Below are 25,966 nucleotides of genomic sequence, written 5' to 3'. Positions count from 1 at the left end.
ACGTTGACTGATGGTCGTTGTTGTGAGTGTGCATCGCCATACAATCGGCGCTTTCAGGTGGGCGGCGTTCATGGCCTGAGCCCTTCCAAAGTTAGCGAGCCGTTATGATGTCGATCATAATCTTATCCGTCAATAACTTTGATTATGATTGACATCAATGTATATTGACCGCCTGACAGTCAGCAGATTCAAAAGAGGCATGTGGGTATGAGAGTCACCAAAGCGCAGGCACAAGCGAATCGAGCGCACATCGTCGAGACGGCCTCCGCCCTGTTTCGTGAACGCGGCTATGACGGTGTGGGGGTGGCGGAACTGATGGCCGCTGCCGGGTTCACCCATGGCGGGTTCTACAAGCACTTTCGCTCCAAAGCCGATTTGATGGCTGAAGCAGCGGCGAACGGGCTTTCGCAGAGTCTGGTCAATAGCGCAGGCCTCGACGTCACCGAGTTCGTCAATATTTACATGTCACGGGCTCACCGTGATGGCCGCAACGTTGGCTGCACGATGGCAGCCCTCTGCGGGGACGCTGCGCGTCAGTCAGAGGAGATCAAGGCAACGTTTGCCGACGGGATCGAAAGCTTGCTGGCAGCCCTTGAGCCTGGGGATTCGCTGGGCGACGTGGATCCGCACACAGTACGAGCACAGATGATCGACATGCTTGCCCATGTGATCGGCGCAGTCGTGTTGTCGCGGGCTTGCCCGGATGATTCCCCACTGACGGATGAGATTCTGGAGGTCTGCCGCGAAAAAACTCTCGCGACACTGTCACCGTCGCAGTCCACGTAGTCGTTGCCTCAGCGGCAATCCCGAGCAGGGAAGTTTTCAGCAAGACTGCAAGGGATGGCTTGCCAAAAATGCGGCGACTCGCTCAACGACCTCGTCTGGCCGGGAATCAGCAAAAAAATGTCCGCCCACTATCGCAGAGGCCTCCATCACTGTGCAGCGATCCACCCAAGTGGCGGGTAAATCATATTGCTTGGCCATCGCACCCGAGGCGCCATAGAGAATCAGCGCGGGCGCGGTGATACGTCGTCCGGAGCCTGACAAATCGTCCTCCAGATCCACAGTGAGCGTGGCGCGATAATCGTTGCAAAACCCAGCGATCGTCGCCGGATCACGCCAGGCTTTCCGATACGCCGCCAGTTGGTCTGCATCGAAATCCTCCGGCCCTGCGGCACCCCAGCCGAACAGGCAACTCTCGAAGAAGAAATCGGGATCTGCCTCAATCATGCGCTCCGGGAAGGGTGCGGGCTGAGAAAGGAAAAACCAGTGCCAGTAACTGTGGGCTACGTCCTTGCGCAGATCTGTCAGCATCACAGCCGTAGGAACGATGTCCATTAGCGTGACGCTCGCCACCTTGTCTGGATAATCCAGTGTCATCCGGTATGCAGTGCGCGCACCACGGTCGTGTCCAACAAGATGGAACCGTTCATGCCCGAGCACACACATCAATTCGGCCTGATCCGCAGCCATGGCGCGAAATCCGTAGTTCGACAGATCCGGTTGAGCCGGCGGCTTAGACGATGCGCCATACCCACGCAAATCAGCACAGACAACCCGATAGCCACGCGCGACCAGCCCAGGTGCGATACGCGCCCAGAGTGCCATGGTCTGCGGAAAACCATGGAGCATCAGTATGGGTTCGCCTGTACCCGCTGCAACACAGGCAATTTCTACATCACCTGCGGTAATTCGGTGCGTTTCGAAGTTTTCGAACATGGACGTCGTCTCGTTACTTTACCTTGACGATGACCTTGCCTTTTGCCCGGCCGGTTTCAACATAAGCCAAGGCATCCGGGGTCGATTCGAATGGAAAAACCCGATCCACCACCGGGCGTATGGCCCGGGAATCGATGAGCGCGGTAATCTTGCGCAATTGCTCACCGCTGGCTCTCATATAAAGAAATGAATAGCTGACACCACGACGCTTGGCTTTTTTCCTGATCCCATAACTCAACAGACGCATGACCAGTTTCAGGAACCCGGACAATCCAGCGCTTTTCGCAAAGTCCACATCCGGTGGTCCAGAGATTGAGATGAGCTTTCCACCCGGCTTCAGGATGCGTAACGATTTTTCGAGAGTCTCTGTGCCGAGGCTGTTCAAGACCACATCGTAGTCGTGCAGGATCTTTTCGAAATCGTCTTTGCGGTAATCGATCACGATATCCGCACCGAGACGCTTCACCCATTCGACATTCGCCGTGCTTGTGGTCGTCGCGACGGTCGCCCCCAGGTGTTTGGCCAGCTGAATGGCCAGTGTTCCCACGCCACCGGAGCCCGCATGGATAAGCACCTTTTGACCTTTCTTCAGGTTCGCTTTTTCGACCAGCGCCTGCCACGCGGTCAAACCAACCAGAGGGATCGAAGCCGCTTCTTCCATGGTGAGACCTTTCGGCTTGATCGCCAGCGAGCCTTGATCGATCGCAATGAATTCGGCGAATGCACCGATTCGATTGTCATCGGGCCGTGCATAGACCTCATCACCGGCCTTGAATTGCTGCACGCCTGAGCCGACCCGTACGACGACCCCAGCCAAATCATTACCCAGAATAAGCGGCATGCGATACGGCAAAATCATTTTGAACTCACCGTCTCGGATTTTTAAATCCAGAGGATTTACACCCGCCGCATGGATCTGGACAAAAACATCATCCTTGCCCAATTCAGGTTCTGGTATTTCGGTCGCCCGTAACGCAGCCTTTTTTCCATAGCGTTCGATAATGAATGCTTTCATCGTGCTTCCTTATTCCTGGCGTACCCAGGTTTGTGAGCGCCCTAATACCGGCACGCCAATGTAGCCGCGCACGCTGAGCTTTTTGCCGTTGTCGGTCAGGTAGACTTTACTGCTATAGACCTTGCCGTTATCCGGATCTAGGATTTGGCCACCGGTGTACTCTTCGCCATCCTTTCGCAAACCGGTCAGAACGGTCAGGCCTACAATCGGCACATTCTTGTTCACGCCTTCACATTTCTCGCACCTCGGATTCTGATTTTCTTTGAGAGCGGGAAACGCTTTTTCGATAATGCCCTTCAGAGTGCCATTGGATTCGGTGATTCGAATCAACGCCCTCGGCTTGCCACTGACATCGTCGATGTTTTGCCACAGGCCAACCGGCGAATTGTCGTCTGCCCACAGTGCCGATGACATGATTGCTGCTGCCAGGGTGAGTCCAAAGACACCTGTTTTGAGCGTACGCATTGTCTGAATCCTCATGATTGAGCGCTTGCAGATCTATAACGCTGTTATTTGATAAACATAACGCCGTTATGGCAGTATTGCAACATGACCACTGATAACTCACTCCCTAATGCCCCCACCCGCCTCGTCGAGGCAACCATCCGTGTGCTTGCGACCAGCGGCCCGTCCGAAGTCAAGGCCCGTTCGGTAGCGAGCGAAGCCGGCCTGTCGACGATGGGGGTTTACACACACTTCGGCGGAGTGCCGGAACTTCTACAAGCAGTCGCTGACGAGGGATTCAAGCGGTTGGCTGCAGTCTTCAAGCGTGTGCCAATCACGGATGATCCGATAACCGACTTATGTGCGATGCTCCTGGCTTGCCGAGACCTTGCACGAAGCAATCCCCATCTGTACGACTTGATGTTTGGTCTTTCGATTGACGGCAGATATAGCCCCTCACGAGGTACCATGACATCGATTGCAAATGGGCAATCGGAAGCCTTCAAGGCGACATACGCGATTCTGATCGACGCGTGCGCTCGCTTGGTTGATGCCAAATGCGTTCGCAAAATCGATCCTGCTCTCATCGCGCCACAGCTGTGGAGTGCCGCGCATGGATTCATCATGCTCGAACTCGCTGGCCACTTCTCAGGTATGGAAAATCCTGCTTCGCAGATCCTGGTAGCGACGTGTAACAACATTGTTGTCGGCTTGGGAGCGAAGCGCGAAAAAGTGGAATCTTCCACTGCTGGCGTCATTGCCGGGTCGGCAACTGCGCTAGAACCTTGAAAAAACCGCGCAACCATGCAGTCACGCGGTGCGAACAGTATTTCAGTTCAAGTACGCAGCCACTCGGCATGTTCAGAGGTTGGGTCAACCGGTTCGCTCATGCAGAGAAGGGACCGGTCATGACAGATGCTCGTATGCTTTGCGGCTCAGTGCTCATATGTGCAACAGGATAGGGATCTGTATCGAGGCCACGCGCTGATTATCAGGTTGGCCGGGCACGCCACTGGACGGTTTCGTAGCGACCGCTTCACCTCGCTCATGAACACCTTCGTTATTGCGGGCCTGTGGAATCTGCGCCATGGCGTACTCGGCAAGTGCCGTGATGGTCAGCGCAGGATTAACCCCGGGATTTGCAGGCATCGCAGCGCCGTCACACACCAACATGTTGTGGTAACCGAAAACGTGAAGGTTCTGATCAATCACGCCGCGTTGGGCATCGGCGCCGATCACGGCGCCTCCCAGCACATGGGCTGTTGTCGGAATGTTGCCCAGCGCTTCCAGTACGTTGCTCTGGGCGATACCGCCCGTGTGCCTGGCCAACCACTGAGCGGCCTGATTACCCATCTCGATATACGTCGGATTTGGCTTTTTGCGGTTCTGCTCGGTGACGAGGCGATAGCCGCGGCCCAGCCAACGCTTCCTGGGACGCAGTGCAATCGCATTGTCCAATGTCTGCATCACCAGCAGCATCACCATGTGTCGGCTCCAGCCCCTTGGCCACATTGACTTGAGCCATCGCACCGGGTGCAACACGATATTCCCCAGCCACTTCAACGGCCGCGTCACGCGGTTACCCTTCCCGACCAATAGCGTGCAAAGCAAGCTCAGGAAGTCCGCGTTGCGACCATAGGTGAGAAACTCGATGTGGGTATCCTGATCGACGTGCACACTGCTGCTGGCGGTGACATCGTTCCAGGTTTTGCGGTCCTCGGGCAGGCGCACGTTCAGAACCGATTCGCTGTTGGTGCGCACCAGTTCACCAAGACGATCGCTGACCCGGGGCAACGAGCCGCCGTGTTTGCAGTTGGCCAGTAATTCGTTGGTACCGAGAGCCCCGCCGGCGAAGATCACTCCGCGGGCGGTGTAAGTATGGCGATCACGGGCGAACCAGGCGCCAGGGCGCTGGGTGGTCACACGGTAGCCGTCACTGCCATCGGCTGCCCCGATTGGGTTCACATCAACAACCTCGCGCTCTGCCAATATCTGCACGCCGCGTTTCTCTGCGAACCACAGGTAGTTTTTCACCAGCGAGTTCACGGCACCGACGCGGCATCCCACCATACAGGCGCCGCAACGTATACACCCGGTACGGTCAGGCCCTTCCCCACCGAAATAGGGGTCCTTGACGGTTTTGCCCGGTTCGCCAAAGAACACTCCGGTGGGTGCTCGGGTGAATGTGTCTTCGGTTGCGAAGTGTTGCGCCATCTCCCGGGCCAATTGCTGGTTCGTCGAGTCGAATGGCACCGTCTTTACCCCAAGCATGCGCTCGGCCGTATCGTAGTGAGGCTGCAATAGCCTGTCCCAGTGACCGAGCGCGCGCCACTGCACGTTTTTGAAGAACTCTGGCTTGGCGCGGTACAACACACCGCCATACACGGTGCTACCGCCACCGACACCCGACTGGCTGGGAAAAAAGACATGGCGAAACAGCGACATGCGCATGATGCCCTTCAAACCCAATGCGGGTGCCCACAGATACTTGTTGAACTGCCAGGCCGACTTGGGAAGGTCTTCGTCGCGATAGCGACGGCCGCGCTCAAGTACCCCGACGCGATAGCCTTTCTCCACGAGGCGCAGCGCCGAGACGCTGCCGCCAAATCCCGATCCGATCACCAGCCAGTCGAAGTCTGCGTTTTTCATGATGTGTCCCCTTCTACGTGCCGGTTGCTTTTCGCCTAAAGTCCATCAGGTAATTACCTGTCAATCGACAGGTTCGGTCCACATCTTGCGCAGTCTCAACTTGTCGACTTTGCCCACGGCATTCTTTGGCAGGCTGTCGATGATGTTGATCGTGGAAGGTCGTTTATAACGCGTCAGCCGGTCAGTGCAGTGCTCATTCAAGCCCTCCTGGGTACCGGCGAATCCCGTACGAAACGCGACGTAGGCAACAACAATTTCGCCAAGGGTCTCGTGAGGGACACCAATCACTGCTGCTTCAAGAACCCCCGAAAATTCGAACAACACATCCTCGATCTCCTTCGGATAGATGTTCTCGCCTCCGCGAATGATCATCTCTTTAAGGCGCCCGACAATGGCCAGATAACCGTCTTCGTCGATCCGGCCAATGTCGCCAGTGTGCAGCCAGCCATCGACGATGGTCTTCGCTGTTTCCTCGGGCTTCCCAAGGTAACCGCGCATGACGTTAGGACCTTGAACCAGTACCTCGCCAGTGGCGCCCTGCGGCAAATGCACACCGCTCGGGTCGGCGATTGCAATGCGTTGCCCGATGAAGGGCAGCCCGACCGTACCGACCTTGCGTAGGCCGTCGAAGGGGTTGATGGTCGAAGCGCACGTGCCTTCGGACAGGCCATATCCCTCAAGCAGCGGAAAACCGAAGCGAGCTTCAAATTTTTTCAGTAGTTGCGCCGATGCAGGCGCCGCGCCGCAGATGCCATACCGAAGACTGGAGGTATAAGGTTTTACCTCACGAGGTAACGCGTTAAGCATTGCGTAGATGGTTGGCACTGCAGAGAAGTACGTGGGTCGAAGCCACTCGACATCCTCAAAAAACGTGTCGACGTTGAATCGCTTGCGAATCGAAACCCGACCACCGCTTGATAGCGGGACAAGAGTGCTCACCACAATGCCGTTTACGTGAAAGAGTGGCAGTATCAATAAACAGTGGTCTGCTGCCGTGACCTTGAGTGAGTTTCGTCCCATTTCCGACATGGCTTCAATATTGGCGTGATCGAGCATCACGCCCTTCGGCAGGCCGGTAGTGCCACTGGTGTAGATCAACAATGCCAGTGCGCCAGGCTCTTCAAAGGGTACACCGGTGTAGGACGCCCCCATTTCCAGAGTGGCGACAGGCAGAGACTGCAGATTCGGGACTATGACTTCGCCGCTGGCGTTGATGAGCAGCTTCGCCCCCGAATCAACCAGTTGATGAGTGGCTTCCTTGCTGGTCAGCCCAGGATTGATCGGCGTGACCGCCGCCCCCAGACGCCAGGCGGCGAACATCGCCACCACAAACTCCACCTGGTTGGGCAACATGATAGCAACGACGTCTCCAACGCCCACCCCCCTGTCCGCGAATACTCCCGCTGCCGCGAGGACTCTGGAATGGAACTGCCGGTTAGTCAGGTTGCTGCTGTCGTCAGCGATGCACAGACCATCAGGCTCTGTCACCGCGCGCAAATCTGAAAGTTTGGAAAAGCACATTATTGTTGTTCTCTCTGAAAGTGACGGAAACGCTTGAATCAATTGGCTGAAGAGCCGAGTAGATGTTTCGTCAGAAATTGAGTCTGATCCTTCACCAGTTCTTCGAACGCGTCGCCCATATAGAACTCGAAATGCCCCGCCGCGTAGAGTTTGGTTTCTCCATGCGGCGCCTTGCGCACCAAGGCGATCGTCTGTTCCGGTGGCGTGACGGTGTCAGTGGTGCTGACGCAAAACAGGATGGGGAGCTTCACCTTGGAGGCGGAGCGTCCGGGTCGATAAGCCATGATTTCCGGGAGCACCCGTGCGGCGACGTGATTGACGAACACCATCCCCTTCGGCACCAAGGCCAGATAACCCGGCAGGGCATCATGCGCATTCATCAAGGCTGGCTGACCGGGAACGGCAGCGATTGGCACCATCACGGGCGGGCGACCCAGTAGCCTGGCTGCAAAATCACGCAGGAGCACCGGCGTTACCTGCAGCGAACCCTTCACACCCAGCGCGGCAGCTGAAGCAAGACCGTCGGTAAAGGGGCACTGGCTGATAGCCGCCAGTAACTCGGGGTGTCGGCTGGCCACCGTGATTGCATGCCCTCCCCCAAACGAGCTTCCCCATACGGCAACCCGCCGCCCATCGACATCTGCGCAACCTTTGACGAAGTCCAGCGCGGCATCCCAATCAGCCAGTTGCCGCTTCACAGACATCAATTGTCTGGGCCGACCACCGCTGTCTCCGAAATAACGGTAGGTGAAGGCCAATGTAGCGATTCCCGCAGCAGCGAATCGCTCGGAAAAGGCGTCGAGGCGCATCTCGCGAACCGCACCAAGTCCGTGTCCGAGCACTACAATCGGCGGTTTCTCTACGCCGACCGGCAGGTAGAGCCAGGCTGAACAATAGGTTTCGCCCGAGTCAAAGCGAACATCCTGGCGAGTGAACGGGTAGGTAAGCGGTGACATTTGATTCATTTCCTCCCTCCCCCGTTTTGCAGGGGCAAGGAGCCTTGCTCAAGGGTTTGCTCGAAAATGGCCGGGTTGTAGAACGGCACGTTGCCGTCCCGATCGGTGCGCTCAAGGTATTCAACCATGAGCGATTGCGCAGTCTCGGTCGGCGAGATCTTGATGAATTCGGTACGCTCCATATGCAGCCCCTCGTCGAGGGTGGCTGACCCGCCGAAGTACACGGCTCGCTTGACTGCCTCAATCGCCCCTTTGGGTCGGGAACCCAGATGCCCGGCCAGCTTGACGGCACGATCAAGCAGCGCATCTGAAGCAACCACTTCGTCGATGTATCCTATTTCGAGCGCCTTCTGTGGCGACACCGGCCGACCTTCAAGCATCAGCATCAGCGCGCGATGGGCGCCGACCAGTCGTGGTAATCGCTGAGTGCCTCCGCCACCGGGAAGGATTCCAAGAAGCACCTCGGGCTGCCCGATGAAGAAATCGCCATCCGCCATCAGGCGGACGTCACACGCTAGCGCGAGCTCGCTGCCAAGTCCCAGCGCAGATCCATTCAGCGCGGCGACGAAAATGACACCACTGCGGTTCATCCGTAAAAAAGTGTCGTGCAGCTTGTCGAGTTGCATCCCGCCATCCAGCGGTGTCAGAGACGCAGCTGACGCCAATGGCGCAATACCGCGAACGGTCTTGGCGGTTCGAGCGATCGCCGAGGCCGTACTGCGCCCGACCGACGGGATACTCTTTCCACCTTCCTGCAGCCAACGAACGTCTGCATGACCGATGAAACGCTCAGGATGAGTTCCGGTGAGCACCACCGCTGTTACCGCGGTATCGGACTCCAGCTTGTCCAATAGCGCCGCAAGCTCATTGGCCATGTCCAACCCCATCAGCCCGTGTGGACCTCCATCCAGCCGCGCAATCAACACAGAGCCACGGGACTCCATATCAAGGTACTCGGGCGGTGTATGCATCTTCGTCATCTATTGGATCCTCCGGTGACAAACGTAGAGAGCAAGCGCTCCCATCAGTATTTCCACCTCCTGACCAGTCATCAGATCAGCCAGAGAGACAGATAACACTGTTATTGCAAAACATAACACCGTTATATTACTCTCGCAATATGCACTGACCTGTACACAAAACCTCAATGCTCAGCTTCTGAAGGGAATCTCTGAAATGAAACCGCACATCACTGTGGTACAGAGCAATCAAACAGCCAGAAACCCGACTGAATCCCTTCTTCCTGAATGGAGACCAGCCATCTTCGTCACAGGCGCGGCTTCGGGAATCGGTCGCGCCTGCGCTGAGTTGTTTGCGCGGCGCGGTTGGTTCGTGGGGCTATACGATATCGATTCAGAGGGTGTCGCCGCGGTCGCCGCGACCCTGGGAGAGGGCAACGCCGTCTGCGGTGCGCTCGACGTGAGCGATCCCCAAGCCTGGAAGCAAGCGCTTGTGGATTTCTGGGCACATAGCGGCCAGCGGCTTGACGTGTTGCTCAATAACGCCGGGATTCTCGCCGCCGGGCAATTTGAAGCTGTACCGTTGACCAGACACCAGGCAATGCTTGACGTGAACGTTCAGGGAATGATCACCGGCTGTCACAGCGCCTTCCGGTACCTGCGAGGCACGCCCTGCTCTCATGTCATCAATATGGCCTCTGCCACCGCAATCTACGGACAGCCTGAACTTGCAACCTACTCGGCGAGCAAGTTCGCCGTGCGCGGATTCACCGAAGGACTCGACCTCGAATGGGGAAAGTTCGGCATTCGCGTGAGCGATATCTGGCCGAGCTTCGTAAAGACCGCAATGGCTGATGACTACGGTCGTATCCCCAGCGCCAGATCGCTGGGTATCCGGCTCACGTCGCACGACGTCGCATCGACCGTGTGGGCTTGCGCGACGTCGAAACGACGAATCCACAAGACCCACTGGACAGTCGGCATGCAAGCCGGATTCCTGTCGTTCGCTACACGTCTCGCGCCTGCGGCTCTGACCCGCTGGGTCGTCCAACGCATTGCGCGATAACGGACAGGCTCACGACACAACTATACGTTTTATATAGCGCAACCACAAAGCGAACGGTATAGTGAAATCAATAAGAATGACTCAACCTGTTCAGTGAGCGATACATGAAAGCGACCGTGAGATCAGCCGTCCAAGGGCCTGGAGCATCGCCCAATTCCTTCGACTTGAGGCAGCAGTGGCTTTTCACTGTATTTCAACTGAGCGGAATTTTGTACAATGCGCCATGACAAACAAAACCTACGGTCAACTCTGCCCCTTAGCCCGGTCGCTCGACGTACTCGGAGATCGCTGGACGCTGCTCTTGATTCGCGAACTCCTGTTAGGTCCGAAGCGTTTCAAGGATCTGCTCGCGATCCTGCCTGCAATGGGTACAAACCGACTGTCCGAACGCCTGGCCATGCTGGTGCAGAACGGCGTCATTCAACAAGTCACCCTGCACACACCTTCCGCCACGCCCGCTTACGAACTGACGGACTTGGGCGAGCAACTACGCAAGCCGGTGATCGCGCTGGGATTCTGGGGGTTGAGCCTGCCGATCGACGAACGCATCGATCCGTCCAGTGCTCGTGCGGAGCTCATAGCCCTGTGCCTGACAGGCTCGAACGATTCGGCAGCGAGCGCCGGTTTGCAGGAGTTGTACGAGTTCCAGGTGGGGGCGGAAGTCTTCCATATTCGAGTCAACGACGGGAACCTGTTGGCACGCTCCGGGCCGAGCGAAGAGCCCATCGACGTCAAAATACAATGCGACATGGAAACCTTCATTGCATTAGTCCTGCGCCAGATCACGCCAACTCGCGCCCTTCGCGAAGGTCATGCAAAGCTGTTGCAAGGGGATCGGCCAGCCTTCACTCGAGTGTGCAAAGTACTCGAATACAAGCCCTAGGACTGCCGGCCTTTCCCCCTTCCCTCGCGCCATGCGGATCGAGGGGGACTTGCCCGCCCGGCATCCGTCATTGCCTCTTTATCAGCGAGTTGCTTGCAGCCTTGTACCCGCGTCTGGCCCGAGGGTACTTGCCTGCCAGGCAAGGCTCTTCTTTCCATCAACGCAACTTGCAACCCCAAGATATATAAATAGGGCAATCGTCTGAGCCTGTGATATTCCAGAGAGGGCTTTGCAACTAAAAAACAACTACGAGTCTGCAAGATCCAATTAACACTCCCTACTCCAGCCCGGCCGGCACTGTTGATGTATACGGCCGCCCACAATTTCTATTCATCCCGACAACAACAACAACAACAACAACAGGTACCGCCAGATGAACCATGAATATCTTTCTGCGCTTCGCCCTTCCCAGAAATCAGTACTGCGTTTGAAACGTCATCTTGAGACAGGGTCCACCCTGATACTCAAGTCAAGCAGAGCGTTGTTCATAACCACTCTGTCATTGGCTATCTGTGGGCAGGCAACTTTATCTTTAGCCAATGGTTTATCTATTAACGAGCAAAGCGTCAGCAACGCCGGAACTGCTTATGCCGGGCGCTCGTCCGCTGCTCTGGATGCGAGTACTGTCTATGGAAATCCGGCCGGCCTGAGCAAGATAAAGCGCAGGGAAGTGAGCGGAGGGTTCGCGTTGTTCAAGGTCAATAGCGATATTAAAAACGCTCATGGCGAGGCGCCAGGCACCAACAAAGGAGATTCCGTACCCCTGACGACAATCCCTTTTGGCTATTTATCCATACCGATTGACGAACGCTTCACTTTCGGCTTGGGCTTGTACGCGCTCTATGGCCTTGTGAACGATTACGAAAGTTCGTTCCAGGGACGCTACCATGGCTCCTATAGCAAGGTTCAAGTTAAAACCCTGAACTCCGCCGTTGCTTATCGCATCAGTGATCATGTCTCTGTCGGAGGCGGGCTGACATTGAACCGTATCGAAAACAATATGCAAACCTACTTGGCCACAGGGCAGCTCAATGGGGGCACCGACACGAAGATCACTATCAAGGGTAACGATAACGCCGTTGGCTATAATTTCGGCCTGATGATCGACCTGAATGATTCCACCACGTGGGGCATCACCTATCATTCAAAACTTGATTTTCACGTCAACGGCCATACGCAGGTGAGCAACTCGCCAAGTGCTTTCGGTCTCGATGGCAAATACAGCAATAAAATAGACATCACGTTGCCAGAGTCGCTGGACACATCGTTTACCCATCACTTTGACGAGCGCTGGACTGGCTACCTGGGCGCGACCTGGACCCGATGGAGCCGCGTTCAGAGGATCGAAGCCGTTAATAGTGGAGTACCGCCGTTGGGCCAGCAATTGGGATTTAACAGCTTCGGAGATGACTTTAAATTACATGACACCTGGTCGATGGCTATTGGGGCCTCTTACCAACTTTCCCCGCAATGGCTGTTGCGCAGCGGCTTCGCCTACGATCCATCACCTGCCCGCAACGCCGATCGAAACGTCCGACTCCCCGTGGGCGACCGAAAAGCTGTGACGCTGGGTATAGGGTTCTCTCCCAACACCGACCTGACCATCGATTTGGCTTACGGCTATCTATGGGAATCAACCACCTCCGTCAGCCAGGCAAATACAACCGGCGTACAGCCCGGCTACAGCGCAAAATACGACAACAGCGCGCACATTATAGGTACACAGATAACCTATCGTTTCTGATTTGCCCCTTCCTGCGTCTACGTCTACAGCTTAATAATACTATACTGTTCGTATAGCTATGAGAATATACGAATGGTATAGTCATCCTGAAAGAATCACTCCTGCAACCAGTGCCCGCAGCACCATTACAAAAATAAGGAGACCGGCATGACCAGTTTTTTCACGCCTCTACGCAGTGCTTGCCTGAGCAGCACGCAATGAATCCATCTTTCGATTTCGACTACATCGTGATCGGCTCCGGATTCGGTGGCAGCGTGTCCGCCTTCCGGCTGACAGAAAAGGGCTACCGCGTTGGCGTAATGGAGATGGGCCGACGCTGGACGGCCGAGGACTTTCCAAAATCCAACTGGGACGCGCGGCGCTGGATGTGGCGACCCGGGCTGAAGATGTTCGGTTTCTACAACATGCGCCTGTTCCGTCACGTGATGATCGTCAGCGGCAACGCAGTCGGTGGCGGATCCATCACCTATGCCAACGCCTTGCTGACACCGCGCGATAGCGTATGGAATGAGGGTTCCTGGGCCGGCCTGGCGGACTGGAAACGAATCATGCCGCAGTACTACGCCACAGCGGAGAAGATGCTGGGCGTGACCGAGAGCAAGATCATGGGCGAGGCTGATCTACGCCTCAAGAAAATGGCAGATTTGCAAGGCGTGGGCCATACGTTTCACGCCCCCCGCGTAGGGGCCTTCTTCGCTCCCGACGGAGAAGCAGGCGGCAAGAGCTACCCGGATCCCTACTTCAATGGTGAAGGCCCGGCGCGCGGGACTTGCACCGGTTGCGGTGGCTGCATGATGGGTTGCAAGCACAACGCCAAGAACACACTCGACAAGAATTACCTTTATCTCGCAGAAAAACGTGGCGCCCAGGTTTTTGCCGAAACCAGGGTGGTGGACGTGCGGCCGATCAACGGCAAGGAGGACGGCAGTGACGGCTATGAAGTCCTCACTGAGTGCTCGACCACCTGGTTCGATAAGCAGCGCCGCAGCTTTCGCTGCCGCGGCGTGGTCTTCGCCGCGTCGTCGTTGGGCACAATGGAATTGTTGTTCCGGCTCAAGCAAAAAGGGTCGCTGCCGCGCATCAGCGACGACCTCGGAAAACGTGTGCGCACCAATGCCGAATCCCTTATTGGCGTACGCTTCCCGGCCGCGGACAAGAGCATGTCGCCGGGACTGGCGGGGGGTGGCAGCATCTATCTCGATGAGCGCACACATATCGGAGTCGTGCGCTACCCGGAAGGCTCGGACGCCATTGGCCTCATGATGACCTTGCTGTGCGGCGGACGCCCGGGGTGGAGGCGAATATTGACCTGGCTGTGGACGCTGCTCAAACATCCGCTGCAAGCATTGCTCGTGCACAACCCCGCCGGTTTCGCCCGTCAGACCATGTTGTTGCTGGTGATGCAGGCAGTGGATGCGTCTCTCGACATGCGGCTCAAGCGTCGCTGGTTTTGGCCATTCGCAAAACAGCTCGCCAGCGAGGGTGGTCCCATCCCGACCTTCATTCCAGAGGCGAACGCGTTTGCCGAAAAGGGCGCAAAAGCGCTCGGTGGCATACCCACCACCTTTCTGTCCGAGATCTTGTTCAACATCCCGACCACGGCCCACTGCATGGGCGGCTGTGCGATGGCGGACTCGCCGGAGCGCGGCGTGATGGACGTACAGAACCGGGTCTTCGGCTATCAGAACTTGCTGGTTTGCGACGGCTCGATGCTCAGCGCCAATCTCGGGGTTAATCCAAGCCTGACGATTACCGCGCTGACCGAGCATGCCATGTCGTACATCCCATTGAAAAACACTCAATCCCGGCGGGTATCGGACTCCATCCCGCTGCACACCCTTCAATCATGAAACAGCCCTTATTGAGAACTCACCATGACCGCCGCCTCGCCTGAAGAAAATCTGCTGAACCAGCCTTTACAACTCCCGAACGGCAGCGTTTTTCGCAACCGCCTCGCCAAGGCGTCCATGAGCGAAACGTTGGGTACCTACAACAATCACCCGACGTTAAAACTGGTCGAGTTGTACCGGCGCTGGTCCGCCTCCGGCATTGGTTTGCTCATCACCGGAAATGTGATGATCGACCGGCGTGCGCTCGGTGAACCAGGCAACGTGGTAATCGAAGATGAAGCGGACCTGCCTGTGCTCCGCCAGTGGGCCCGTGCGGCAACCGAGCAGGGAGCGGCGATCTGGGTGCAGCTCAATCACCCCGGCAAGCAGTCGACCAAAGGCTTGAATGCCAGCAACCTCGCGCCATCGGCCGTCCCCTTTCGCGAGGACATGGCCGCGCTCTTCGAGACCCCACGCGAAGCCACCACGGCCGAGATCGAAGACATCATCAGGCGCTTTGGACGCAGCGCGGCCATCTGCAAGGAGGCCGGCTTCAGCGGCGTGCAAATCCACGGCGCACACGGTTATCTGATCAATCAGTTCCTCTCGCCACACCACAATCGGCGTACGGATGAATGGGGTGGCAGCCCGGAAAAACGTCGACGTTTCGTGTTGGCTGTTTACGCCGAGATTCGCCGCCAGGTCGGTGCCGAATTTCCCGTCGGCATCAAGTTGAACTCAGCAGATTTCCAGCGCGGAGGCTTCACCGAAGAGGAATCGATGGCGACGATTCATGCACTTGCCGAAGCTGGCATCGACCTGATTGAGATTTCGGGGGGCACCTATGAGGCTCCAGCCATGAGCGGCGGGCTCCAGGAGACGAAAAAAGCGTCCACCGTAGCACGTGAGGCTTACTTTCTTGAGTTTGCTGAAAAGGTGCGCGCCTCGATCAAGGTGCCTTTGATGGTCACTGGCGGTTTTCGCAGTGCCGCCGCCATGAACGCTGCGCTGCGTTGCGAAGCGCTCGATGTCATTGGCCTCGCGCGCTTATTGGCCATTGATCCCGAGGCACCGGCGGCCCTACTGCAAGGGCGGGACAGTTCGCAACGTGTACGGCCGATCACCACAGGCATCAAGCAAATCGATCAGATGGGCGTCATGGAAATCTTCTGGTACACGCTGCAGCTCAAACGAATCGCCAATGGCGGTGATCCGCGCCCCAACGAAAGTGGGTTGTGGGCGTTTTCAAAATCAGTGATGAAAAGCGGCTGGGGCACGTTCCGTACGCGGCGCATGCGCGCACGGGCCTGAGCCCGAGGCTCGCTCGCATCGATCGCCACAATAACCACTCTGGAAGACGCCAATGACCGACACCCATTTCACCGCCCCCACTCGCTTCGTGGAAGTCGACGGGGATAAATTTGCCTATCGCCGCTGGGGCAACAATACGACAGGCCAGCCCCCTCTGTTCTTTCTTCAACATTTCCGCGGCGGTATGGATCATTGGGATCCACTCATGACGGATGGCTTGGCTGCGGGGCGCGAGGTCATCCTCTACAACGGTCGTGGAATTGCCTCTTCTTCCGGCAAACCGCGTAACCGGATCGAACATATGGCCGACGACGCTGCTGCGGTGATCCGCGCACTAGGCCTGTCCAAGGTCGATGTTTTAGGTTTCTCACTCGGTGGTTTTCAAGCCCAGGACCTGACACGACGCCATCCCGACCTCGTGCGCAAGCTCATGCTGCTCGGCACTGGACCTCGTGGCGGTAATCCGGATTCAGACCCTGGAGTGCTGGAAGCTGCACCGCGCCCCGTTCCGACCCTCGAAGACTTTCTGTTTCTGTTCTTCGGTCGATCCGCGGCGGCGCAGCAGGCCGGACGTGATTTCTGGGAGCGCCGCCATCAGCGTGTCGACCAGGACCCACCCAGCTCTCCTGAAGTGATACAGGCCCAGATCGAAGCGAATATGTACTATTTGCCAAAGCTGGACCCGAACGATCCTTTCAATCATCTGCGCGAGATCAAACAGCCGACGCTCATTCTGAACGGTATGAATGACGTTATGGTTCCAACGGTCAATTCCTGGTACATGGCTCAGAACATCCCGAACGCCCAACTGTTCTTGTACCCGGATGCCGGTCATGGTGCTCAATTCCAATACCCTGAGCGTTTTCTCAAACACGCCATTCAATTCCTCAACGAGTCCCCCCTTGCGGAGCAAGCTCACCATGCTGAAGTTTAAATTTTTGTTATGGGCGTTGACCAAGCTATTACAGAGAACAATCAAAAAAAGTCCTGACTGTGCAAAATACGTTAAAGGCAAGGAGCTGGTCTTTCAAATCCAAACGCATGACGGAGTGGGTCGCTACTTCACCCTTAAAAACGGCAAGATAAAATCCTCTACCGGTTTGACTGAAAAGCCAAAATTCACCCTGTCGTTCAGAGATGCAGCAAAGGGATTCGCCATTCTGTCTGCCAAAGATAGTAAAGATGCATTTCTGACAGGATTGCGTAAAGAGGACTTGGTTATCCGCGGTGACTTTGTTGAAGTGATGTGGTTCCAGGGATTAACTGAATACTTGCCGCCCGGTAAAAAAACATCAGCATTTTACCCTTCGACGCGCTAGGAATTTGATGCAGTGAGCCCTGCTGGATCTGACAGTCACCCGCTTTTTTATGGGTGCCTGTCAGATCTGACTTTCTCGCCGTGATCTTAGTGACTACTCAAGAGTTTTCGGGCTCAGTCAGCCCCCCCGTTTCGGTCGCTCGTGTTCTGGGTCCGAGTGGGGGCAAAAGTGGGGGCATCGCTAAGTTTTTTCGGCCTTAAACCACCGCCATAGAGCCAAGTCAAAATGTTCTTTGGCGACCCTGAGAGTCTCTAGGCGTCGCCGGGCAGGCTGTTCAGCTGATCATTTCTGCCTTTTCATAGACTATGGAGATCCATCCACTTCCAGTGGATTGCTACACTCGGGGGCATATCTGAGGGCATGCTTTGGATGGTTTGAAAACGATGCCCCCAGCCTGAGGTCCAACAGTCCCCCTCTCAAAAACTCACCCGCTGCTGTTCCCAAACACCGCGGAATGAAGGTAGGTCGAAGATGCTCTCCTCTGCCCAAGTGCGTGAGCAACCGAGTGATACCTCCTGTGCAATTAGGATCGCAGGTGTAGCTTGCCAAGCTGAATTCAGACCTCACTCCGACGCTTTTCAAAGCGCTGCCAGAAAGTCGGCAGCTCACCCCTAGGATGCTGGAGGCTTGACCAGTCCTCTAACAGACGTGACACCGTAATCCTTCGTGCATCGTATGGAGCACGTACACTCCATTCGCTTCTGGGCTATTCGGGTACCAGTGGCATGATTGCCCCATGCAGAGCCTGCGCTTGGCCGACTAGTAGCCAGTTGCTACTTAGCCGCCTCATCGCCATGCTATGCAGCAAACGGGATCCAATACATGGAGCGAAAGGTGTCGGACGACGACTTGCTGATCCAGCTTACCCAGCAACACCCTGACTTCTGCCGCCTGCGCACGGAGCTGGAAGAGGCGAAAAGCCTTGGCCTGGCGCCGCGGATTGCCGTATGAGGACTGATGAATGCTGGCAAGAGCGCACTGCTCAACGGCCTGACCGGGCATGTCGAAACGGAAGTCTTTGAAACCAAGGCGATACGGGCAACCACGCGATTACTGGCGTTGGAGCATGAAGGACGCTTCTATCTGGATACCCCGGGGATCGACGCCTGCGATGAGGATGACCGACTCGCGTGGTTGGGCCTGGCCAATGCCGATGTGATTTTGTTCGTGCACAACTTGTGTACTGCCACGCTCGAACAAATCGAAACGACCTTCTTGTGCGAACTCAAGCGCCGTCGCCCGGATCTGGAGCGCCACCTAGTGGTGCTGCTGACTCATGCCGAAAGCGCCACACAGAGGGAAGTGAGCGAGCAGGCCATAGGCAAGATCTTGCAGTCGCTGTTCGGGACCGTGCCGGCCACCTTCGCAACCTCGTTTACCACCCTGCGCAACGGTGTGCGCAAGGGCAGCGCCAAGCTGCTCGAACTGAGCGGCTTTGACCCTTTGCGCGAGCACCTGCAGGCGCATCCGGCGCTGCTTGAGCCAGGCCTGAGCAAACAGCGCGCCGAACGCGACGATCACCGCCGTGACGCCCTGGAGCGTTTCCTCGACCAGCAGATCGCCCAGCGCAAAATGAGTACCACCTATATTGACCATCGAGCCAAAGACATTTTGTTTGCCCATGAAGCAACCGTTTGGCTTTCAGGAGGGGGTTAGCGCGAGAAGTCAAATTTGATCCTTCGATCAGACCGAGGCCCTCGAGTCGACGAATGATCGGTTGCAATTGCTGAGGGTTGAGTCCCGTAAGCTCCTCCCGATCTTCACCGACGACCGCTGCCCGCGTGAATGTGGTGTAGCCGAGCCACGTTCTGGTCGATGCGGTCTTGGACCGTGCGCAAAGTGTCTTGAGTAATAGCGCGTGGGTATAGATTCTCGGCGATGGTTGCAAACCGGCTCGCTACATCACAAATGCCGTCAATCACTCTTCCTGCAGCGTCCGGGGGCACCTCGGCTTCCTCGGCAAGTCGAAGCATTTGCGTGCGGGAAATCGACAGGGCTTCCCCCATCACATCCATCTGGTGATACCCACTTGGCCCCTCGCAGAAGGTCACGTCGTAAGCCGGCGACAGTCTCCACTGACCGTCTTGCGACATGATGTAGGCAAAGTTCTTGGGATGATCATCTCTGTTGTTGAACGCAACATTGAAGACGGCACGTTCGAAGGCCACCGCCATCCCTCGCACGTCGTTGGTACACATCTGTGTTGCCCGCAAGAAGTTGACGTAGTCCAACACCCCCGGAGACCGGTAATTTGCCCCCGTAAAGGCCGCGAGGCTTTGCATGGGTACACGCAGACCATCCCGGCGGTCAAATCGCTTACTGGCAAACGCTGCCAACCCATTAGGCAGACTGAAGTACTGCGTGTCAGGGGTCTCGATACCGCACATGCGCAGGCACTCGGCGTAGACCATTTCGATAGCGCACACCTCGGCATGTTCTTCTTTGGCCGGGAACTTAATCAACCATGCTTCAAAGCCCGGCGTGACGGCAGTGGTAAACCCGCCAGTTTCGGGATCGCGATAGACGAGGGCCTTAGGCCTTGCACCTTGAGGCGAGCCGCCCACCAGCAGCAACGTCTGCAGGAACTCGCCACCGCCTCCATGGAGCACTTCCTGCACTTCGGCGGCAAGCTGTTCCAGCGGGATGTGGACTTCAGATTCCTGACCTTCGGGTGCCACGGGCTCAAACGTCATGGCACCCATCGCATTGCTACCGATGTAGGCCAGCCGTTCCAGTGAGCCGATGCGCGCCGTGGTGAGCCCGCGGCGCCTGAACATACGGTCCATCAGCAACATGCCCCACCCATCCGGCAACGAGTCGTAAACAGGCCCTGGCAAGTACAGTTGGTGGTCTGGAAAATCTCGGCGCAACTGAGCCCCCTCCAACGGCAGCGTGTAGGAGGACAGTTCCAAGCCCCTTTGCCTGGCTTCATTGCTGTACTCGAACACGATCAGCGGGCGACCGGTCAGGGCGGTCGTGGAGACCAGCGTGCCCCATTGCCATCGCTCACCCCAGCCCTCGTAGAAGACGTTCACCTGCTCAAGCATTGCCGGACTTCCTCTTTGTACGGAGACGATTGGCGCTGTTTTCGTAGCGCCGAATATCCTCGATGCTTTCCAGCTTTGGCAGGAACAGGCCTTCGAGTTCCTTGGTTCGGCCAAGGGCCATCGCCACCCGGACCACGTTCTCGAACCCGACATTGCGCCCGGCTTCAAGGTTGGACACGGTGTTGGTGCCGATGCCGGCACGCCCGGCCAAGTCGGCTTGTGTCATGTCCAGCGCCAAGCGCTCTGTGCGCAAGCGATCGCAGAGGCGCTTGACGACCTCACTCGGCTTGCTGAAGCTTAAATCCAACATAGTGTGTACCCAGCCCATTCTGTGCCAGTTAGTTCCCAAAATTATAGAATTAACGCCAAGTCCTAACAAGTTGCGTAACTCCCAAATTTTGTGCCTTATTGCTTTTTTTCTGGATTTAGCCACAATTCACTGGACTTACCTATCATCAAGCCAAGGGAAGGCCGCCCCGGGCGGAGCTAACTATTGGCGGCCGTTCAGAATCGTATTGTTAGTGAAGACCTGGCTTCCACCCGAATCCAGTCGGTAGAGCATGGTAAAACCAAATAGCTGAGCAGAAAGTTACGCTCCTGCGGCTGAGCATGCTGATAGAACGGGTGAAGAATGGGCGCGAGGACAGAAGGCGATCCGAGGGATGATTGATGTTATCCATCCAGTCTTCGATCCAATCGGCTTTTACAGGGCTTCGAGGCTCGTCAAGCTGTACTCCTGCTGGCGCGCACGCAGGGATCGTCTGTAGCAGGCAATTATTAGGGCGGCGGGAGCCAGGCGTGCCTCAATGACGTGTGGCAGCCTTTAACCCCAACGTGAAAATCACACCAAAAGCCACCCGGCGCCACGCTGGAACTATGGCAGGATTCACCCTTCTCGATCACTCGCCCACCAAGTGAGGATTGGGGGCAAAAATGGGGGCAAGCTAAAACTTTCTCGACCTGAAACTACGGTCCTAGAGCCCAGTCAAAATGTTCTTCGGGGATCCGGATAGCCTCTGAGAGGGCGGCGCAGGCCTGAATGAAAACGAGCGCCTTTACAGGCGCCCGTTTTGTTGTAGCGGGTTGCATGACCGACATCGGGTGCATCGACGTCTAACCGGGGAAGATCAGCAAAAGAATTTCGTATACCCTAGCGCTATCTCACTCCAAATGACCGCCGCCGTGAACCTACCCAAACTCAACGCCCCCGACCTTGGTAACACGCCTTCGACTTCGGAAATCATCACCCGCCATCTGCGGGATGCGATTGTCGCCGGGCATTTTGCCGAGGATGAGCCGATTCGCCAGGACGACATCGCCCGCCAGTTCAATGTCAGCAAGATCCCGGTGCGCGAAGCCCTCAAGCGGCTGGAGGCCGAAGGGTTGGTGATGTTCCAGCGCAATCGCGGGGCGATGGTCACGCGGGTTTCCGATGCGGAACTGGCGCAGATGTTCGAAGTGCGGATGTTGCTGGAGGACAAGATTCTGCGCCTGGCCATTCCGAACATGACCGAAGAGACCTTCGCCCGTGCCGAGCGCATCTGTCAGGAGTTCATCGGCGAGGACGACGTGGGGCGCTGGGCCGAGCTCAACTGGGAGCTGCATTCCTGCCTGTACGAGCCGGCGCAGCGACCGTTTCTGGTGAGTCTGATCCGTTCGGTCAACGACAAGCTGGAGCGTTATCTACGCATGCAGATGAGCTTGTCGGCCGGTAAGGAACGGGCCGATCACGAACACCGCGAGATCCTGGCGGCCTGCCGCGCCGGGGATGTGGACCTGGCGGTGAAGCTTCTGGACGAGCACATTGCCGGCGTCTGCACGACCCTGTTCGAGCACCTGCCCCACACCCACTGACAACTGCGGATGCTGTGCCGATTTCGTCATCGACACAGACTAAATCCATCAAGCCGACACCCCGCCGCACGGGCCACTCTAGCGTTCACTCAACCGAATGGACGTGGCCCTCCCATGAAGCGCATCTCTGTGATCGACTCCCACACCGGCGGCGAACCGACCCGCCTGGTGACCGCCGGCTTTCCTGATTTGGGCACTGGCAGCATGGCCGAACGGCGCAAGCTATTAGGCGAACAGCATGATCAATGGCGCGCCGCCTGTATGCTGGAACCACGGGGCAGTGACGTACTGGTGGGCGCCCTGCTCTGCACGCCGGTGGACCCTGGCGCCTGTGCCGGGGTGATTTTCTTCAACAACACCGGTTATCTGGGCATGTGCGGCCACGGCACCATCGGCCTGGTGGCGTCGTTGGCGCATCTGGGCAAGATTGGCCCAGGCGTGCACAGCATCGAAACGCCGGTGGGCACGGTGCAGGCAACCCTGCACGAAGACCATTCGGTGAGCGTGCGCAACGTGCCGGCCTACCGTTATCGCAAGGCGCTGGCGGTGCAGGTGCCGGGCATCGGCCAAGTGGTCGGTGATATCGCTTGGGGCGGCAACTGGTTTTTCCTGATCGCCGAGCATGGCCTGCGGGTGGCCGGCGACAACCTCGAAGCGCTGACCGCTTACACCTTCGCCGTGCAGCAAGCACTGGAAGCCCAAGGCATTCGCGGTGAAGACGGCGGCTTGATCGATCACGTCGAGTTGTTCGCCGATGACGATCACGCCGACAGCCGCAACTTCGTGCTCTGCCCCGGCAAAGCCTATGATCGTTCGCCCTGTGGCACCGGCACCAGTGCCAAACTGGCATGCCTGGCGGCCGACGACAAGTTGCAACCGGGGCAAATCTGGCACCAGGCCAGCGTCATCGGCAGCGAGTTCGAGGGTTCCTACGAACTGCAGGGTGAGCGCATCGTGCCGACCATTCGTGGTCGCGCGTTCATCAGTGCCGAGGCGAGCCTGATTATCGAACAGGACGACCCGTTCGCCTGGGGCATTCGTCCATGAACGAGGGCCAGGTGGCCGATGTGATCGTGATCGGCGCCGGCATTATCGGCGCCGCCTGTGCCCAGGCGCTGGCCCGTCGCGGCTTGCAGGTGCTGGTGCTGGACGCCGGCCTGCACGGCGCCACGGCTGCCGGCATGGGCCACTTGCTGGTACTCGACGACAACCCCGCCGAACTGGCCCTGAGTCAATATTCGTTGCAGCGCTGGCGCGAACTGGGCGCGGACCTGCCCGACAGCTGTGCCTACCGCTGCAACGGCACGCTGTGGCTGGCGGCGAATGCCGAAGAAATGGCGGTGGCCCACAGCAAATTCCTGAACCTGCAAGCCCAGGGCGTGGCTTGCGAACTGATCGGCGCCAGTGCCCTGCGCCAGCGCGAACCGGAACTGAGCGAAGGACTGGAAGGCGGCTTGCTGATCAATGGCGACGGCATTCTATACGCCCCGGCGACGGCCAGATGGATGCTCGAAACACCCAACATCCGCCAGCGCCGGGCACGGGTCAGTGCGGTCGATGGCAACCGCGTCTGCCTCGATAATGGTCACTGGTTGAGTGCCGATGCCGTGGTGTTGGCCAACGGTATTCAAGCCAACGAGCTGTGCCCGGAATTGCCCATCGAGCCGAAAAAAGGCCACTTGCTGATCACTGACCGCTACCCCGGCAGCGTCACCCATACGCTGGTGGAACTGGGTTACGTCACCAGTGCCCACAACGCCACGGGGCCGTCGACCGCCTGCAATATCCAGCCGCGCCCCACCGGGCAACTGTTCATCGGCGCCTCGCGACAATTCGGCACCACCGACCCGCAGGTCGAAGGCTGGATGCTCGCGAAAATGCTCAAGCGTGCCGCCGAGTACATGCCGGGGCTGGCCCGGCTCAATGGCATCCGTGCCTGGACCGGTTTGCGCGCCGCCAGCCCCGACGGCTTGCCGCTGGTGGGCCAACATCCACAACGTCAAGGCTTGTGGCTGGCTGTCGGTCACGAAGGACTGGGCGTAACCACCGCCCCCGGCACCGCCGATTTACTGGTGGCGCAACTGTTCAACGAAACCCCGTCACTGGCCGCACAACCTTATCTGCCCCAGCGTTTTCTCGGAGAACCGGTCTATGCCTGAATTGTTGCTGGACGGCCACGCCCTGGAAGTCGCCGAAGGCACCAGCGTCGCCGCTGCCCTGGCGTTGGCCAGTGACGGCTGCACGCGCACCTCAGTCAGCGGTCAGCGCCGTGCGCCGCTGTGCGGCATGGGCATTTGTCAGGAATGCCGGGTGACCATCGATGGCCGGCGTCGCCTGGCTTGCCAGACCCTGTGCCGTGACGGCATGCAGGTGGAGACTCGCCCATGAATGTATACGCTGATCTGTTGATCATTGGCGCTGGCCCTGCCGGGTTGAGCGCCGCCCTTGCCGCCGCCCCCAGCGGCGCCCGCATTGTCATGCTCGACGACAACCCGCTGGCGGGCGGGCAAATCTGGCGCGACGGACCTCAAGCCAACGTGCCCGGTCAGGCCCGGCGCCTGCGCGAGCGTCTGGCGTCGTGCAACAACATCCGCCATCACGCCGGTACTCGGGTGATCGCCGCCCCCGGCGCGAAACAACTGCTGGTGGAAGATGACGACCATGGCTGGTTGATCAGCTACGACAAACTGATTCTGTGCACCGGCGCCCGTGAACTGCTGCTGCCCTTCCCCGGCTGGACCCTGCCGGGTGTCACCGGTGCGGGTGGTTTGCAGGCGCTGATCAAGGCCGGGGTGCCGGTGCAGAACGAGCGCGTGGTGATCGCCGGCAGCGGCCCGCTTTTACTCGCCAGTGCCGCCACCGCCAAACAGCATGGCGCGCAAGTGCAACGCATCGCCGAACAAGCCAGCCGCAATGCCGTCGCCGGTTTCGCCGCGCAACTGCCGCGCTGGCCCGGCAAATGGCTGCAATCGTTCAGTCTGTTCGACCACCACTACCGCACCGCCACCCACATATTGGCGGCGCTTGGCACCGACCGAGTGGAAGGCGTGCGCCTGCAACAACAAGGCAACATCGTTGAGTTGGAATGTGATCGGCTGGCCTGTGGATTCGGGTTGATTCCGAATATCCAGTTGGGTCAGGCACTGGGTTGCGCCATCGAAGATCAAGCCATCGCGGTGGATGCCTGGCAGGCCAGCAACCGCGCCGATCATTATGCGGCGGGCGAATGCACAGGGTTCGGCGGCAGTGAGCTGGCCTTGGTGGAAGGTGCGATTGCCGGCCACGCAGCGGTCGGCAATCTGGAAGCCGCCAGGCAATTGTGGCCGCGCCGGGCGCGCTGGCAGGGTTTCGCCAAGGCGCTGAACAGCGCGTTCGCCCTCGACCCGCGACTCAAGTCCCTGGCCCAACCCGACACCCTGGTTTGCCGCTGCGAAGACGTGCCCTACGCGGCATTGACCGGTCACTCTGACTGGCGCGAAGCCAAACTCGCCAGTCGCTGCGGCATGGGCGCCTGCCAGGGCCGGGTGTGTGGCGGTGCAGTGCAGCATTTGTTTGGTTGGCAGCCCTCAGCACCGCGCCCACCCTTCAGCCCGGCGCGGATCGAAACCTTGATGTCCCTGGACGATACCCCGCCAGCGTGATGACCACGC

At 57.9% G+C, this 25,966-nt stretch carries 24 protein-coding genes and 1 pseudogene; 15 read left to right on the top strand and 10 right to left on the bottom strand.

From position 1 onward, the window contains the following. Positions 1-207: 207 nt before the first annotated feature. On the top strand, positions 208-786 hold the full coding sequence (locus tag KGB07_RS00625) for a TetR/AcrR family transcriptional regulator (RefSeq protein WP_046043302.1): 579 nt from the start codon (positions 208-210) through the stop codon (positions 784-786). A 36-nt stretch (positions 787-822) separates the two neighbouring features. Here KGB07_RS00625 and KGB07_RS00620 read toward each other — a convergent pair whose 3' ends face one another. From KGB07_RS00620 to KGB07_RS00610, 3 genes are read right to left on the bottom strand one after another with little or no spacing between them, the layout of a single operon-like run. Then, positions 823-1,719 carry an alpha/beta fold hydrolase gene (locus tag KGB07_RS00620; RefSeq protein ID WP_223464125.1) on the bottom strand — a complete coding sequence of 299 codons (897 nt, stop codon included), beginning with the start codon at positions 1,717-1,719 and terminating at the stop codon, positions 823-825. Between the two features lie 13 nt (positions 1,720-1,732). Beyond that, on the bottom strand, positions 1,733-2,734 hold the full coding sequence (locus KGB07_RS00615; protein ID WP_046043299.1) for an NADP-dependent oxidoreductase: 1,002 nt from the start codon (positions 2,732-2,734) through the stop codon (positions 1,733-1,735). A 9-nt stretch (positions 2,735-2,743) separates the two neighbouring features. Next, entirely contained in the window at positions 2,744-3,199 is a 456-nt protein-coding gene (locus tag KGB07_RS00610; RefSeq protein WP_223464124.1) for a DUF2147 domain-containing protein, read from the bottom strand. 84 nt (positions 3,200-3,283) lie between these two features. On the opposite strand from KGB07_RS00610, the gene KGB07_RS00605 reads away from it, so the two are divergent. Then, positions 3,284-3,967: a TetR/AcrR family transcriptional regulator gene (locus tag KGB07_RS00605; RefSeq protein WP_046043296.1), complete on the top strand. Its 684-nt coding sequence runs from the start codon at positions 3,284-3,286 to the stop codon at positions 3,965-3,967. Between the two features lie 153 nt (positions 3,968-4,120). Here the strand turns inward: KGB07_RS00605 and KGB07_RS00600 are convergent, their stop codons facing one another. Genes KGB07_RS00600 through KGB07_RS00585 form a run of 4 tightly spaced genes read right to left on the bottom strand, consistent with a single transcriptional unit; the run spans position 4,121 to position 9,284 of the window. Continuing rightward, on the bottom strand, positions 4,121-5,827 hold the full coding sequence (locus KGB07_RS00600; protein ID WP_223464123.1) for an FAD-dependent oxidoreductase: 1,707 nt from the start codon (positions 5,825-5,827) through the stop codon (positions 4,121-4,123). Positions 5,828-5,887: 60 nt separating this feature from the next. After that, positions 5,888-7,348 (bottom strand): class I adenylate-forming enzyme family protein, encoded by a 1,461-nt coding sequence (locus KGB07_RS00595; protein ID WP_046043295.1) that lies wholly within the window; start codon positions 7,346-7,348, stop codon positions 5,888-5,890. 38 nt (positions 7,349-7,386) lie between these two features. After that, complete coding sequence (locus KGB07_RS00590) at positions 7,387-8,313, bottom strand: alpha/beta hydrolase (RefSeq protein WP_046043294.1); 927 nt, start codon at positions 8,311-8,313, stop codon at positions 7,387-7,389. Continuing rightward, positions 8,310-9,284, bottom strand: coding sequence for an enoyl-CoA hydratase/isomerase family protein (locus tag KGB07_RS00585; RefSeq protein ID WP_046043292.1), 975 nt, complete (start codon positions 9,282-9,284; stop codon positions 8,310-8,312). Before KGB07_RS00585 ends, KGB07_RS00590 begins: the two co-directional genes overlap by 4 nt. 196 nt (positions 9,285-9,480) lie before the next feature. Here KGB07_RS00585 and KGB07_RS00580 point away from each other — a divergent pair, with 196 nt between their 5' ends. The 8 genes from KGB07_RS00580 to KGB07_RS00545 all read left to right on the top strand — a co-directional run bounded on the left by KGB07_RS00580 (position 9,481) and on the right by KGB07_RS00545 (position 19,071). After that, positions 9,481-10,329: an SDR family oxidoreductase gene (locus KGB07_RS00580; protein WP_080925388.1), complete on the top strand. Its 849-nt coding sequence runs from the start codon at positions 9,481-9,483 to the stop codon at positions 10,327-10,329. Positions 10,330-10,552: 223 nt separating this feature from the next. Continuing rightward, entirely contained in the window at positions 10,553-11,212 is a 660-nt protein-coding gene (locus KGB07_RS00575) for a winged helix-turn-helix transcriptional regulator (protein ID WP_046043291.1), read from the top strand. A gap of 373 nt (positions 11,213-11,585) precedes the next feature. Next, positions 11,586-12,956: an outer membrane protein transport protein gene (locus tag KGB07_RS00570; RefSeq protein ID WP_223464122.1), complete on the top strand. Its 1,371-nt coding sequence runs from the start codon at positions 11,586-11,588 to the stop codon at positions 12,954-12,956. A gap of 197 nt (positions 12,957-13,153) precedes the next feature. Next, on the top strand, positions 13,154-14,806 hold the full coding sequence (locus KGB07_RS00565; protein ID WP_046043290.1) for a GMC oxidoreductase: 1,653 nt from the start codon (positions 13,154-13,156) through the stop codon (positions 14,804-14,806). A gap of 24 nt (positions 14,807-14,830) precedes the next feature. Next, positions 14,831-16,096 (top strand): NADH:flavin oxidoreductase/NADH oxidase family protein, encoded by a 1,266-nt coding sequence (locus KGB07_RS00560; RefSeq protein WP_223464121.1) that lies wholly within the window; start codon positions 14,831-14,833, stop codon positions 16,094-16,096. Positions 16,097-16,148: 52 nt separating this feature from the next. After that, positions 16,149-17,030 carry an alpha/beta fold hydrolase gene (locus tag KGB07_RS00555; protein WP_046043288.1) on the top strand — a complete coding sequence of 294 codons (882 nt, stop codon included), beginning with the start codon at positions 16,149-16,151 and terminating at the stop codon, positions 17,028-17,030. Then, the gene (locus KGB07_RS00550; protein WP_046043287.1) at positions 17,017-17,415 is read left to right on the top strand and encodes a hypothetical protein; all 399 of its coding nucleotides are present in this window, start codon (positions 17,017-17,019) and stop codon (positions 17,413-17,415) included. The genes KGB07_RS00555 and KGB07_RS00550 overlap by 14 nt, the downstream gene beginning before the upstream one ends. Positions 17,416-18,372: 957 nt before the next feature. Further along, positions 18,373-19,071, top strand: coding sequence for a GTPase (locus KGB07_RS00545; RefSeq protein WP_223464119.1), 699 nt, complete (start codon positions 18,373-18,375; stop codon positions 19,069-19,071). A 104-nt stretch (positions 19,072-19,175) separates the two neighbouring features. Here KGB07_RS00545 and KGB07_RS00540 read toward each other — a convergent pair whose 3' ends face one another. The 3 genes and pseudogenes from KGB07_RS00540 to KGB07_RS00530 all read right to left on the bottom strand — a co-directional run. Continuing rightward, entirely contained in the window at positions 19,176-20,462 is a 1,287-nt protein-coding gene (locus KGB07_RS00540; RefSeq protein WP_223464111.1) for a type II toxin-antitoxin system HipA family toxin, read from the bottom strand. Continuing rightward, a complete protein-coding gene (locus tag KGB07_RS00535) occupies positions 20,455-20,772 on the bottom strand; it encodes a helix-turn-helix domain-containing protein (RefSeq protein WP_046043284.1) in 318 nt (105 codons plus the stop codon). The genes KGB07_RS00540 and KGB07_RS00535 overlap by 8 nt, the downstream gene beginning before the upstream one ends. A gap of 194 nt (positions 20,773-20,966) precedes the next feature. Then, positions 20,967-21,110 (bottom strand): annotated as a pseudogene (locus KGB07_RS00530) (hypothetical protein); the annotation flags it as partial. Positions 21,111-21,644: 534 nt separating this feature from the next. Here KGB07_RS00530 and KGB07_RS00525 point away from each other — a divergent pair. The 5 genes from KGB07_RS00525 (at position 21,645) to KGB07_RS00505 (ending at position 25,957) form a co-directional block, all read left to right on the top strand. Then, positions 21,645-22,316 carry a GntR family transcriptional regulator gene (locus KGB07_RS00525; RefSeq protein WP_033051988.1) on the top strand — a complete coding sequence of 224 codons (672 nt, stop codon included), beginning with the start codon at positions 21,645-21,647 and terminating at the stop codon, positions 22,314-22,316. Positions 22,317-22,430: 114 nt separating this feature from the next. Then, a complete protein-coding gene (locus tag KGB07_RS00520) occupies positions 22,431-23,363 on the top strand; it encodes a 4-hydroxyproline epimerase (RefSeq protein ID WP_223464109.1) in 933 nt (310 codons plus the stop codon). After that, positions 23,360-24,475, top strand: coding sequence for an NAD(P)/FAD-dependent oxidoreductase (locus tag KGB07_RS00515; protein WP_046043280.1), 1,116 nt, complete (start codon positions 23,360-23,362; stop codon positions 24,473-24,475). Before KGB07_RS00520 ends, KGB07_RS00515 begins: the two co-directional genes overlap by 4 nt. After that, entirely contained in the window at positions 24,468-24,704 is a 237-nt protein-coding gene (locus KGB07_RS00510) for a 2Fe-2S iron-sulfur cluster-binding protein (protein ID WP_046043279.1), read from the top strand. Before KGB07_RS00515 ends, KGB07_RS00510 begins: the two co-directional genes overlap by 8 nt. Beyond that, positions 24,701-25,957, top strand: a complete 1,257-nt coding sequence (locus KGB07_RS00505) for an FAD/NAD(P)-binding oxidoreductase (RefSeq protein WP_046043278.1) — start codon at positions 24,701-24,703, stop codon at positions 25,955-25,957. Before KGB07_RS00510 ends, KGB07_RS00505 begins: the two co-directional genes overlap by 4 nt. The last annotated feature ends 9 nt before the right edge of the window (positions 25,958-25,966 follow it).

The sequence above is a fragment of the Pseudomonas sp. GL-RE-26 genome (assembly GCF_019956275.1).
In the GTDB taxonomy this organism is placed as follows: Bacteria; Pseudomonadota; Gammaproteobacteria; order Pseudomonadales; family Pseudomonadaceae; genus Aquipseudomonas; species Aquipseudomonas grandcourensis.
This window is presented reverse-complemented; position numbering and strand designations above follow the sequence as displayed.